Source organism: Arthrobacter sp. StoSoilB5 (genome assembly GCF_019977235.1).
In the GTDB taxonomy this organism is placed as follows: domain Bacteria; phylum Actinomycetota; class Actinomycetes; order Actinomycetales; family Micrococcaceae; genus Arthrobacter.
This window is the reverse complement of the sequence record NZ_AP024646.1, coordinates 1,769,163-1,781,079: the sequence shown is the minus strand read 5'-3', so window position 1 is coordinate 1,781,079 and position 11,917 is coordinate 1,769,163. Positions and strand designations below refer to the sequence as shown.

At 63.8% G+C, this 11,917-nt stretch carries 11 protein-coding genes; 2 read left to right on the top strand and 9 right to left on the bottom strand.

The annotated features are described in order from the left end of the window. Positions 1 to 89: 89 nt before the first annotated feature. The 9 genes from LDN75_RS08115 to argC all read right to left on the bottom strand — a co-directional run bounded on the left by LDN75_RS08115 (position 90) and on the right by argC (position 9,563). Positions 90 to 827, bottom strand: coding sequence for a maleylpyruvate isomerase family mycothiol-dependent enzyme (locus LDN75_RS08115; protein ID WP_223936624.1), 738 nt, complete (start codon positions 825 to 827; stop codon positions 90 to 92). An 83-nt stretch (positions 828 to 910) separates the two neighbouring features. Further along, positions 911 to 2,326, bottom strand: coding sequence for an argininosuccinate lyase (gene argH / locus LDN75_RS08110; protein ID WP_223936623.1), 1,416 nt, complete (start codon positions 2,324 to 2,326; stop codon positions 911 to 913). Then, entirely contained in the window at positions 2,326 to 3,531 is a 1,206-nt protein-coding gene (locus tag LDN75_RS08105) for an argininosuccinate synthase (protein WP_223936622.1), read from the bottom strand. The genes argH and LDN75_RS08105 overlap by 1 nt, the downstream gene beginning before the upstream one ends. A 71-nt stretch (positions 3,532 to 3,602) precedes the next feature. After that, positions 3,603 to 4,139 carry an arginine repressor gene (locus LDN75_RS08100; RefSeq protein ID WP_223936621.1) on the bottom strand — a complete coding sequence of 179 codons (537 nt, stop codon included), beginning with the start codon at positions 4,137 to 4,139 and terminating at the stop codon, positions 3,603 to 3,605. Next, positions 4,139 to 5,146 carry an ornithine carbamoyltransferase gene (gene argF, locus LDN75_RS08095; RefSeq protein ID WP_223936620.1) on the bottom strand — a complete coding sequence of 336 codons (1,008 nt, stop codon included), beginning with the start codon at positions 5,144 to 5,146 and terminating at the stop codon, positions 4,139 to 4,141. Before argF ends, LDN75_RS08100 begins: the two co-directional genes overlap by 1 nt. Next, entirely contained in the window at positions 5,143 to 6,417 is a 1,275-nt protein-coding gene (locus tag LDN75_RS08090; RefSeq protein ID WP_223936619.1) for an acetylornithine transaminase, read from the bottom strand. Before LDN75_RS08090 ends, argF begins: the two co-directional genes overlap by 4 nt. Continuing rightward, complete coding sequence (gene argB / locus LDN75_RS08085; protein WP_223936618.1) at positions 6,414 to 7,358, bottom strand: acetylglutamate kinase; 945 nt, start codon at positions 7,356 to 7,358, stop codon at positions 6,414 to 6,416. Before argB ends, LDN75_RS08090 begins: the two co-directional genes overlap by 4 nt. Before the next feature lie 10 nt (positions 7,359 to 7,368). Beyond that, a complete protein-coding gene (argJ, locus tag LDN75_RS08080) occupies positions 7,369 to 8,535 on the bottom strand; it encodes a bifunctional glutamate N-acetyltransferase/amino-acid acetyltransferase ArgJ (protein ID WP_223936617.1) in 1,167 nt (388 codons plus the stop codon). Further along, entirely contained in the window at positions 8,532 to 9,563 is a 1,032-nt protein-coding gene (gene argC, locus LDN75_RS08075; RefSeq protein WP_223936616.1) for an N-acetyl-gamma-glutamyl-phosphate reductase, read from the bottom strand. Before argC ends, argJ begins: the two co-directional genes overlap by 4 nt. A gap of 198 nt (positions 9,564 to 9,761) precedes the next feature. Between argC and LDN75_RS08070 the strand changes: the two genes are divergently transcribed. Continuing rightward, the gene (locus tag LDN75_RS08070) at positions 9,762 to 10,850 is read left to right on the top strand and encodes an acyl-CoA desaturase (RefSeq protein ID WP_223936615.1); all 1,089 of its coding nucleotides are present in this window, start codon (positions 9,762 to 9,764) and stop codon (positions 10,848 to 10,850) included. Positions 10,851 to 10,935: 85 nt separating this feature from the next. Further along, positions 10,936 to 11,901, top strand: coding sequence for a quinone oxidoreductase (locus LDN75_RS08065; protein WP_223936614.1), 966 nt, complete (start codon positions 10,936 to 10,938; stop codon positions 11,899 to 11,901). The last annotated feature ends 16 nt before the right edge of the window (positions 11,902 to 11,917 follow it).

Genomic DNA, 11,917 nt, shown 5'->3' with positions numbered 1-11,917 from the left:
CCACAGGAAGTGCGAGAGCATCACCCCAAACGCGTCAGGAAGTGCGAGAGCATCACCCCAAACGCCACAGGAAGTGCGAGAGCATCACACTAGCGGGCCGCAGGTTGTGCCGCGGGCCACGGAAGGAGCTCGGGCAGGTCGACTCCGTCGGCCGCCGCGGTGGCACGCAGGCTTCCCAGGCTTGGTTCGCGGCCAGCGAGCCATGCCGCAATGTCCGTGAGCATACCCGTGATGGCAATCGATGTGCCCCCGCTGCCGATGACTTGCTGCGGTAGTCCTGTTGGTTGGAGGACAAATTTGTAGGTCTCCGGAACCCGTGCTTCGAGGAAATTGAACAAGTGCTCGCACAGGGGGCGGCTCCACGTCTCTGGTCCGTAACCCAAACCCAGGTCAGAGGCGTGGATGACGAGCTCGCGCCACAGCGCCAGGCCGCCGTCGAGGACTGTGCCGTTCCGGTAGCTGATGCGGGCCTCCCAGTCGTCGGGTCCCAAAGCATCAAACGCCGAGAGGGCCCGCGCCAACGCGGTTTCCACGGACTCCTTGTGTTCCTGGAGGCTGTGCCCGGCGGCAAGTTCGATCGCCTTCGTACGGCCCTCCACCCCGCCGTCGTAAAGTTCCACCGTTTCGCCGCGCCGCGCGAATTCCAGTTGCCGGGCCATCGCGTTCGAGATTCCGGCGATGTGGGCAAGGACGTGGCCACGGGTCCAGCGTGGGAGCTCGGACGGTTCCGGCACGGAAGCTTCGTCCATTTTGGTGAGGAGACGGGTGACAATGTCAGCGGCTTTGTGAAGCTCTGCAGGCAGCGTCTGAGCTGTGATTGCGGTCATAGCGCCATGTTAACGCACAGCGGGACGGCACCCCGCGACAGAAATGCTTGGAGCATACCTGCGAGGTGCCGCCCCGTGGTGTTTCAGCTGGCGTAGGAGCGCGCAGCGTCCAGTTCAGCTTCGAGGGCTGCCAATTGGCGTTCGACGGCGGCTGGTGCCGTTCCGCCCTGCGAGTTGCGGCTGTTGAGCGAACCTTCAGTGCTGAGCACGCTCCGGACCTCAGGAGTCAGGTGCTCCGAAATCGCTGCGTACTCCTCGTCCGTCAGGTCCCACAGCTCCACGCCGCGGCCCTCGGCCTGCTTGACGGCAGCACCGGAGAGCTCGTGGGCCTCGCGGAAGGGCACGCCCTGGCGGACCAGCCATTCAGCGATGTCCGTGGCAAGCGCGAACCCTTGTGGGGCCAGCGACTCCATGCGTTCAGTGTTGAACTTCAGCGTCGCAATCATGCCGGAGACGGCAGGGAGCAACAGTTCCAGGGTGTCGGCGGCGTCGAACACTGGCTCCTTGTCCTCCTGGAGATCGCGGTTGTACGCGAGCGGCAGTCCCTTGAGCGTGGCGAGCAGCCCGGTGAGGTTGCCGATGAGGCGGCCTGCCTTGCCGCGCGCGAGCTCCGCAACGTCCGGGTTCTTCTTCTGCGGCATGATGGAGGACCCCGTGGAGTAGGAGTCATGCAGGGTCACGAAGGAGAATTCCTTGGTTGCCCAGAAGATGACTTCCTCGGAGATCCGTGAAAGATCCACACCGATCATCGAGCACACCCAAGCGAACTCGGCGAAGACATCGCGGGAGGCTGTGCCATCGATCGAGTTGTGGACTGCCGAGAAGAAACCGAGATCGGCTGCAACGGCCTCGGGATCAAGTCCCAGCGAAGAACCTGCCAAGGCACCCGAACCGTACGGCGAGACGCCCGCACGCTTGTCCCAGTCCTGGAGGCGCTGCACATCGCGCAGCAGTGCCCAGGCATGGGCTAGCAGGTGGTGGCTCAAGAGCACGGGCTGGGCGTGCTGCAAGTGGGTCCGGCCCGGCATGGCCACACCTTGGTGTGCCTTGGCCTGCTCGACGAGGGCATCGATGGTGGCGAGTACGCCACTGGCGATGATGCGGGCGTGGTCGCGCAGGAACATGCGGCCCAGAGTGGCTACCTGGTCATTGCGGGACCGGCCGGCGCGGAGCTTGCCGCCCAACTGTGTGCCTGCCCGTTCGATCAGGCCGCGTTCCAGCGAACCGTGCACATCTTCGTCACTCTCGGCGGGCTGGTAGGCGCCGCTCGCGACGTCCTCATCCAGCTGGGTGAGTGCGGCAAGCATGCCCTCGAGCTCTGCGTCATCCAGCAATCCGGCCTTCGCCAGCACCCGGGCGTGCGCCTTGGAACCAGCAATGTCGTAGCGGGCCAGCCGCCAGTCAAAGTGCGTGGACTTGCTCAGTGCGGCAAGCGCATCCGCGGGGCCGCCGGCGAACCGGCCGCCCCACAGTGCACCTTCATTTGTTGCGGACGTCATTACTCGCCCGAGACCCGGAGGTCGCGGCCCGAGGCGACCTTGGAGGACATGCCCCACAGCTCGATGAATCCGCGCGCCATGGACTGATCGAACGTGTCGCCGGTGTCGTACGTGGCGAGGTCGAAGTCGTACAGCGAGGTGTCCGAACGGCGTCCGTTGACGATTGCCTGTCCGCCGTGCAGCACCATGCGGATGTCGCCGGAGACGTACTTCTGGGTGTCCTCGATGAACGCGTCCAGGGAGCGCTTCAGCGGGGAGAACCACTGGCCGTCGTAGACCAGCTCGGCCCAGCGCTGGCCAACGGTGGCCTTGAAGCGGGCCTGCTCGCGCTCGATCGTGACATCCTCGAGGTGTTTGTGCGCCGTGATCAGCGCCATGGCACCCGGTGCCTCGTAGATTTCGCGGGACTTGATGCCAACGAGGCGGTCCTCGACGACGTCGATGCGGCCAACGCCCTGCGCGCCGGCACGGCGGTTCAGTTCCTGGATGGCCTGCAGCGGGGTGACCTTCACGCCGTCGATGGCAACCGGCACGCCGGCTTCGAAGGAAATGGTGACCTCGTCCGGCGCCGGCGGGAACTCCGGGGTGGCGGTGTAGTCGTAGATGTCCTTGGTGGGAGCATTCCAGATGTCCTCAAGGTAGCCGGTCTCGACGGCGCGTCCCCAGACGTTCTGGTCGATCGAGTACGGGTTCTTCTTGGTGGTCTCGATCGGCAGGCCCTTTTCCTCAGCGAAGGCAATCGCCTTGTCGCGGGTCAGGGCGAGGTCGCGGACGGGCGCGATGCACTTCAGGTCCGGGCCGAGGGTCTGGATGCCGACTTCGAAGCGGACCTGGTCGTTGCCCTTGCCGGTGCAGCCGTGAGCGACGGTGGTAGCACCGAACTCGCGGGCAGCCTTCACCAGGTGCTTGACGATCACCGGACGCGAAATGGCGGACACCAGCGGGTAGTGGCCCTGGTACAGGGCGTTGGCCTTCAGCGTCGGCATGGCGTATTCGTTGGCGAATTCGTCGCGGGCGTCGGCAACGTAGGCTTCGACGGCGCCGCAACCAAGGGCGCGCTGGCGGATGGTCTCCAGGGACTCGCCGCCCTGTCCAACGTCGACGGCCACGGCGATGACCTCGGCGCCGGTGGCTTCACCGATCCAGCCGATGGCTACGGACGTATCGAGGCCACCGGAGTAGGCCAGAACAATGCGCTCAGTCACGAGAGTGCTCCTTTGTTGTTGCTTGGTTCATTCGAATCAATGCTGTGTGAATCAATGCTGAAAAAGATCAATTAGTTGCCAGGCCCGGCTTCTTCGGCCATGCGCAGGAAACGCGCCGCCAGTTCTGCCCCGCCATCGGGATCCCGTGCGACCAGCAGCAAAGTGTCGTCGCCTGCGATCGTACCCAATACCGACGGCATCACCGAGTGGTCGATGGCGAGTGCTAGGAAGTTCGCGGCCCCAGGAGGTGTTCGCAGGACAACAATGTTGCCCGAAGCCTCAGCCGTTACGAGCAGTTCACCGCATAGCCGGGAGAGCCGCGCGTCCAGTATTTCCTGCGTGACGCCGCTTTTAGCGTTACGGTCACCGCCCTCCCCGGGAACGGCATAGACCAGTGCGCCTTCCTTGCCGCGAACCCTGACCGCGCCAAGTTCCACAAGGTCGCGGGACAGCGTGGCTTGGGTGACCTGAACGCCGTCGTCCGCCAGCAGGGCTGCAAGCTCTGCCTGGGAACGCACGGACTCACCCGTCAGGATCGCGGTGATACGCGCCTGGCGTGCGGTCTTGGTGGCCGGGCTGGCGCCCGGAACCGACGGATTCGTGGACACTAGAACGTGCTCTCCCCAGTGCCTTCAACGGGAGATAGGCCGTCCACGAACGCGAGTCCGGAACGGTGCATCAGCCAGGCCATGAGTGCCTTCTGGGCATGGAGTCGGTTTTCCGCCTCGTCCCAGACGATTGACTGCGGGCCATCGATGACGCCTGCGGATATTTCATAGCCCCGGTACGCCGGAAGGCAGTGAAGAACCACGGCGCCCGGCGCGGCCTGCGCCATGGCTGCCTCGTCCACTGAGTAGTCGCGGAAGAGCTGCATCCGGGCTTCCTTCTCCGCTTCCTGGCCCATTGACACCCAAGTGTCAGTTGCCACGACGTCGGCGCCCTTAAGTGCCTCGGCTGCATCACTCGTGACGAGGACGGAGCCGCCCGTCTCCGTTGCGCGCGCTTCAGCCGCTTCTACGATTTCCGCCGCCGGCAAGTAGCCAACGGGACCGGAAATACGGACGTGCATGCCAGCCGTTACGCCAGCAAGAAGGTAGGAATTCGCCATGTTGTTGGCGGCGTCACCGAGGTAGGCCATGGTCAGGCCCCTCAGTTCGCCTTTGTGCTCCTTGACCGTCAGCAGGTCAGCGAGGAGCTGGCATGGGTGGTAATCGTCGCACAGGGCGTTGATGACCGGTACCTTGGAGTTCTCGGCCATGGCGACCAGGCCCGAGTGGGCCCCGGTCCGCCACACGATGGTGGAGACCATACGCTCAAGGACCTTGGCAGTGTCCTCCACGGATTCCTTGTGGCCGATCTGTGCTTCGCCGGGGTTGATGATGAGCGCGCTGCCGCCCATGTCCGCAACGCCCGTGGCAAAGGAAACACGGGTTCGGGTGGAGGTCTTGTCAAAGATGACGGCGACAGTCTTGCGGCCGTTGCCTTCGCCAGCGAAGGGTTGGACGCTGTACGGAGCGGCCTTCATGCGTACCGCGAGCTCAAGGACCTCAGCTTGTTCGGCTGGGCTCAGGTCCGTGTCCTTGAGGAAGTGACGGGTGGTGGTGGATGTAGTCACTGTGAGTCCTTAGCAGTTTGGGCCGTAGCCGTTGCAATCAGCTCAGGCAGCGCAGCCAGGAAACGGTCTGCCTGCTCGATGGTGAGGATCAGCGGAGGCGCAAGCCGGATGGTCCGGGGCCCGGGGCTGTTGATTATGAAGCCTGCCTCCAACGCCGCCGTCACCATGGCAGGCGCTATATCGGCATTGACGTCGAATCCGATGAGGAGACCTTCGCCGCGTACTTCAGTGACGGAATCAAGCTCGGCCAGTCCGTCACGCAAGTGCGCTCCGACGGCCAGCACATTCTGAAGAACGCCCTGGCTCTCGATCGCATGCAGCGTGGCAAGGGCAGCCGCGGTCGCCACGGGGTTTCCACCGAAAGTGGTCCCGTGCTGTCCGGCGGTGAGCAGGGCCGACGTCGTGCTTCCGAAAGTGATCAGCGCACCAACGGGGAAGCCACCACCAAGACCCTTGGCCAGCGTGATGGCGTCCGGGACGATGCCCGCGTCTTCGCTGGCGAGCCACTTGCCGGTCCGGCCGATCCCTGTCTGGACCTCATCAAGGATCAGCAGCGCACCGGCCTTGCTGGTTGCTTCCCGGGCCGCCCGCAGGTACTCGGCGCTCAACGGCCGGACACCAGCTTCGCCCTGGATCGGCTCAAGGAAGACGGCTGCTGTGGAATCGTCGACGGCGGAGCGCAGGGCTTCGATGTCACCGAACGGGATGTGGACCACACCGCCGGGCAGCGGCTCGAAAGGAGTCCGGTAGGCCTCTTTCGCCGTGAGTGCCAAGGCACCCATGGTGCGGCCGTGGAAAGCGCCTTCGAGGGCAATGATCTTGGTGCGCTTGCCTGCGGGCCCTTCGCTGTTGCGCCTTGCGAGCTTGAATGCAGCCTCGTTGGCCTCCGTGCCGGAGTTCGCGAAGAAGACCTTGGATCCGGCCGGAGCGTTGGTGATGGCCAGAAGTTTCTCGGCCAACGCGATCTGCGTGGGGCTCGTGAAGAAATTGGAGACGTGTCCCAGGGTGGCGAGCTGGCTGGAGATCACCGAGGTGACGAACGGGTGGGCGTGGCCCAGGGCGTTCACGGCGATGCCACCGAGGAGATCCAGATACTCCTTGCCGTCGGCATCCCACACGAGGCAACCCGCACCGCGGACCAGGACCCGCTGCGGCGTGCCGAAGACGCCCATCAGCGACGTCGAATAACGTGCGAGCCAGTCACTCCCGGTGCTGTGGCCAGTGATGGCATCGGCAGGGGTTTCGACCAATTCTGCTTTGTTGGTGCTCATGCGGTCACTTCCTCATCAGGTACTACCTGGGTGCCTATGCCGGCGGTCGTAAAGGTTTCCAGCAGCATCGAGTGCGGCAGCCGGCCATCCACGATGTGCGCGCGTTCCACGCCTTCGTCGATGGCCTTCAGGCAGGCGGCCATCTTGGGGATCATGCCCGACTCAAGCTTGGGCAGCATCTCGCGGAGTTCGGACGCTGTCAGCGAAGAGATCAGCGACGATTTGTCCGGCCAGTTGGCGTAGAGGCCCTCGACGTCGGTCAGGATGACGAGCTTGGTGGCGCCCAACGCCGAGGCGACAGCTGCGGCCGCCGTGTCTGCGTTGACGTTCAGGACCTGGCCAGTAGTGGGACCGGAGCCGTTCCCGTCATCGAGGATTTCCGGAGCGACCGTGGAAATCACGGGGATGCGGCCGGCGTCGAGGATGTCCTTGATACCGGCGGGATCCACGCCCACGACTTCGCCCACCAAGCCGAGGTCCACTTCCTCGCCGTCCACAACGGTTCCGGTGCGCACGGCGCGCAACAGGCCGCCATCCTCACCAGACATGCCAACAGCATAGGGACCATGCGAATTGATCAAACCCACGAGTTCACGTCCCACCTGACCGGTGAGAACCATGCGAACCACATCCATGGCTTCCGGAGTGGTGACGCGGAGTCCGCCCTTGAACTCGGACTCGATGCCGAGGCGGCCAAGCATGGAGTTGATCTGGGGGCCGCCGCCATGAACCACCACAGGGTGGATTCCCACGTGGTGGAGGAACACGATGTCTTCGGCGAAGGCTCGGCGAAGGTCATCGTTGACCATGGCGTTGCCGCCGTACTTGATCACCATGGTGGTTCCAGCGAAACGCTGGATCCAGGGCAGTGCCTCGATGAGTGTGCCCGCTTTGTCCTGGGCATCGCTCATCGACGTGGTTTCCCGGGTGTGCGCAGTCATAGTCATCCGCTCAGCTCGAGTAAGCGCTGTTCTCATGCACGTAGTCGTGCGTGAGGTCATTGGTCCAGATGGTTGCCTCGGCGTCGCCGGCCTGCAGGTCGATGTCGACGAGCACTTCACGCGGTTCCAGGTCCACCAGGTTGCGGTCATCGCCGATGCTGCCGTTGCGGCAGATCTGCACGCCGTTCATGGAGACGTTGAGCTGGTCAGCTTCGAACACGGCATCCGTGGTACCCACTGCCGAGAGCACCCGGCCCCAGTTGGGATCCTTGCCGAAGATCGCCGCCTTGAAGAGGTTGGAGCGGGCAACAGCGCGGCTGACGATCTCTGCGTCGCGTTCGCTGGCTGCGTTGAACGTACGGATGGCGATGTCGTGGCTGGCGCCCTCGGCATCGCCGATGAGCTTACGGGCCAACTCGGCGCAGACCTTCGTGATGGCCTCGCTCAGCTGCTCCGCAGAGGGCAGCGCTTCGGAGGCACCCGAGGCCATCAGCACCACGGTGTCGTTGGTGGACATGCAACCGTCAGAGTCTGCGCGATCAAACGTGACACGCGTGGCATCGCGGAGGACGACGTCGAGTTCATCCGCCGGAACCTCGGCGTCGGTTGTGAGGACTACCAGCATCGTGGCGAGGCCGGGTGCCAGCATGCCGGCACCCTTTGCGATGCCACCAACGGTGAATTGCTTGCCTTCAGCATCGGTTCCAGTGAAGACGGCTTCCTTGGAGACGCTGTCCGTGGTCATGATCGCCGTGGCTGCGGCTGCGCCGCCGTCCTCGGACAGCTCCCGGAACGCGGCTTCGACACCCGGAAGGATCTTGTCCATGGGCAACTGCTCGCCTATGAGGCCAGTGGAACAAACCACGACGTCGGAAGCTGAGACGCCCAGCACGTCCGCCACCTTCTCGGCCGTGGCGTGGGTGTTCTGGAATCCCTGCGGACCGGTGCAGGCGTTGGCACCGCCGGAGTTCAGGATTACGGCGTCCACACGTCCATCGCTGACCACCTGGCGGGACCAATGGACGGGCGCGGCAGCCACTCGGTTGGACGTGAAAACGGCAGCAGCAGCCTTAAGCGGACCGTCATTGACCACGAGGGCCAGGTCCGGGTTGCCGGAGGCCTTGATGCCGGCCTTGACGCCTGCAGCGCGGAATCCCTTGGGGGCGGTAATGGTCACGGTGCAACTCCCTGGAGGTTCAGGCCGGCGGTTTCGTCCAGGCCGAGGGCAATGTTCATGGACTGCACGGCTCCGCCTGCGGTCCCCTTGGTGAGGTTGTCGATGGCGCACGTGACAATGACGCGGCCGGTGTGCTGGTCGAAGGCCAACTGCATGACTGCGTGGTTGGAACCCTGCACTGACTTGGTGGTAGGCCACTGGCCCTCGGGAAGGAGGTGGACGAACGGCTCGTCGTCATAGGCTTCCGTCCAGGCCTGGCGCAGTTCCGCGTAAGTAACTCCGTGCCCGACTTTTGCCGTGGCCGTGGTGAGGATGCCGCGGCCCATGGGAGCCAGGGTCGGCGTGAACGAAACGGTGACCGGCTCACCCGCGGCGTTGGAGAGTCCCTGCTCGATTTCCGGCGTGTGGCGATGACCGCCGCCAACACCGTACGGACTCATGGAACCCATGACTTCGGAGCCGATCAGGTTGACCTTTGCTGCCTTGCCAGCCCCAGAGGTACCTGACGCTGAGACAATCACGACGTCGTCCGTCAGCAGGAGATTGCTGGCGAAGCCTGGCGTCAAGGCAAGCAGGGCCGACGTCGGGTAGCAGCCGGGAACGGCGATACGTTTGGCGCCTTTGAGGGCGTCGCGCTGGCCCGGCAGCTCGGGCAGGCCGTACGGCCACGTCCCGGCGTGGGCCGAGCCGTAGAACTTTTCCCACGCAGCGGCGTCCTGCAGGCGGTGGTCCGCACCGGCGTCGATGACTACTGTGCCTTCCGGCAATTGCGCAGCGATCTCGGCAGAGGCGCCATGCGGGAGGGCCAGGAACACGACATCATGCCCGGACAGGTTCTCCACGGTGGTGTCTTCCAAAATCCGGCTGGCCAAACCGTGGAGATGCGGCTGCAACTCCCCTAGTCTTGTACCGGCGTTGCTGTGCGCAGTGATCGCACCGATAGTGACGTTCGGATGGCCTGAAAGCAGGCGCAGCACTTCTCCCCCGGCGTAGCCGCTGGCACCGGAGACGGCAACAGAAATAGTCATAGCTCCACTGTACAGCAAAACTATTCATGGTTGCCGATATTTATGCATGCCGTCTTCTGGCAAGTGCTGCTGTCTTCTGGCAGGTGCACGGCGTCACATCGGTTAGTGCGGACAGCGTATGCTTAGTGGAGGGTGATCCAGACCGTGCAGTCCGAACGTCGGCTGCAGCGTTGCCCGTTAGCGATACGGGGCACATATATGGCACCCACGTCCACCACTGAGCGCCCCAAGACACGCGCAATTCAGCCAAACCCCGTTGTTCAAAGCTATTCGGAGCTCCTTAAGAGCGTGAAGGCTGCCGGGCTCCTTGAACGGCGCAGCGGGTTCTACATCTGGCTCTTCGTAGCCCTCATGATCCTTATGGCCGCCACCTGGACAGGCTTCGCCCTCTTGGGTGATTCCTGGTTCCAGCTCCTGATCGCTGCCGCCGTGGGTATCTTCTGCACTCAGTTGAGCTTCCTTGCCCATGAGGCCGGACACAAGCAGATCTTCGCTTCCCGTCGTGCCAACGATTGGTCCGCGCGCCTTCTGGCCACAGGAATCGCGGGCATCAGCTACTCCTGGTGGGAGCAAAAGCACGGTGCCCACCACAACCATCCCAACGTCATTTCCAAGGATCCTGACATCCGGAACAATGCTCTGGTGTTTTACGAAGATGCAGCCGCGGAACGCAAGGGGCGCCTAGCCTTCCTGACCAAGAAGCAGGGCTGGTTCTTCTTCCCGCTCCTGATGCTTCTTGGCCTGAGCCTGCAATTCGATTCTCTTCGCTTTGTCTTCGGCAAGCAGAAGGTACGCCACCGCTGGGTGGAGACGCCTATCCTGGTTGCCCGTCTTACAGCACTTCCGGTCCTCGCCTTCACCTTCCTGCCCATCGGTATGGCGTTTGCGTTCCTCGGCGTCCAGATCATGGTCTACGGCTTCTACATGGGTGCTTCGTTTGCCCCCAACCACAAGGGCATGCCAGTCCTTCCCAAGGACAGCCGCGTGGACTTCCTCAACCGCCAGATCCTGACCTCGCGCAATATTTCCGGTGGCCTCTTCATGGACTTCCTCCTGGGTGGGCTCAACCGTCAAGTGGAGCACCACTTGTTCCCGGACATGGCTCGCCCCCATTTGTACAAGGCCACAAAAATCGTGCGCGAGTTCTGCGCCAAACACTCCATTACTTACACCGAAACCTCGCTGATTCAGTCCTACGGCATCGTGGTCAGGTACCTGAATGAAGTTGGCCTGGCAGCCGGACGTGGCTTCGACTGCCCCGTCGCTTCGACGCACGGACGCTTCTAGGCCTCCCCTACCCAAGGCGGCATCCTTCATAGGATGGATCCTGGAACCGGGCACCGGAAGGACCGCCCCGGAGTAAGGAGCCACCATGACGCACGCCATCGTTGCACAGCAACCCGGAGGACCCGAGGTCCTCGAATACACCTCCGTGGAGCCACCTGCACCAGGTCCCGGGCAGCTGCTGATCAAGGTCGCAGCTGCCGGGGTCAATTTCATTGAGACGTACCAGCGCCGAGGCACTTACAAGGTTGACTACCCCTTCACCCCAGGCGCGGAAGCCGCCGGAACGATCGAAGCAATCGGTGAGGGCGTGGAGGACTTCGCCGTCGGTGACAGGATTGCCACGGCCGAAGGCTCCAAGACCTACGCCGACTACACGCTGGTGGACGCCTCGAAGGCGCTCCCCGTACCGGCCGGCGTCGATGATCACACCGCAGCCGCCCTGCCGCTGCAGGGTATCACCGCCCACTACCTGATGAACTCCTCCTTCCGCGTGGAACCCGGGCACACGGTGCTGCTGCACGCGGGAGCCGGGGGTGTGGGACTGCTGCTGACCCAACTGTTGAAGGCGCGCGGGGCTCGGGTCATCACGACGGTTTCTTCCGACGAAAAGGCCGACCTCTCCAAGCTCGCCGGCGCCGACGAAGTCTTGCGCTATGAAGGCTTCGCGGACAAGGTCCGCGAACTCACCGATGGCGAGGGCGTCAATGTGGTGTATGACGGCGTAGGCAAGGATACGTTCGACGACTCCCTGCGAAGCCTGCGCATCAGGGGTGCCATGGTCCTCTTCGGCGCAGCCTCAGGCCCTGTCCCCCCGTTCGATCCCCAACGCCTGAACTCCGGCGGGTCCCTGTCGTTGACCCGCCCCACGATGGGCCATTTCGTCCAGAACACGCACGAGCGGCGTTGGCGTTCAGCTGAGATCTTCGAGGCCGCGGCGAACGGTACGCTGGCGGTTCGCGTCGGCGCTACCTACTCCTTGGCCGAAGCGGCGCAGGCGCACCGGGACCTTGAAGGACGCCTCACCACGGGGAAGGTCCTCCTGCTTCCCTGATCAGCCTGCTTCACTG

Bases quoted from the DNA above. Each gene is read 5' to 3' on its own strand.
- LDN75_RS08070 (WP_223936615.1), top strand. From the start codon at position 9,762: ATGGCACCCACGTCCACCACTGAGCGCCCCAAGACACGCGCAATTCAG.
- argB (WP_223936618.1), bottom strand. From the start codon at position 7,358: ATGACTGCGCACACCCGGGAAACCACGTCGATGAGCGATGCCCAGGAC.
- LDN75_RS08115 (WP_223936624.1), bottom strand. From the start codon at position 827: ATGACCGCAATCACAGCTCAGACGCTGCCTGCAGAGCTTCACAAAGCC.
- argC (WP_223936616.1), bottom strand. From the start codon at position 9,563: ATGACTATTTCTGTTGCCGTCTCCGGTGCCAGCGGCTACGCCGGGGGA.
- argH (WP_223936623.1), bottom strand. From the start codon at position 2,326: ATGACGTCCGCAACAAATGAAGGTGCACTGTGGGGCGGCCGGTTCGCC.
- LDN75_RS08065 (WP_223936614.1), top strand. From the start codon at position 10,936: ATGACGCACGCCATCGTTGCACAGCAACCCGGAGGACCCGAGGTCCTC.
- LDN75_RS08090 (WP_223936619.1), bottom strand. From the start codon at position 6,417: ATGAGCACCAACAAAGCAGAATTGGTCGAAACCCCTGCCGATGCCATC.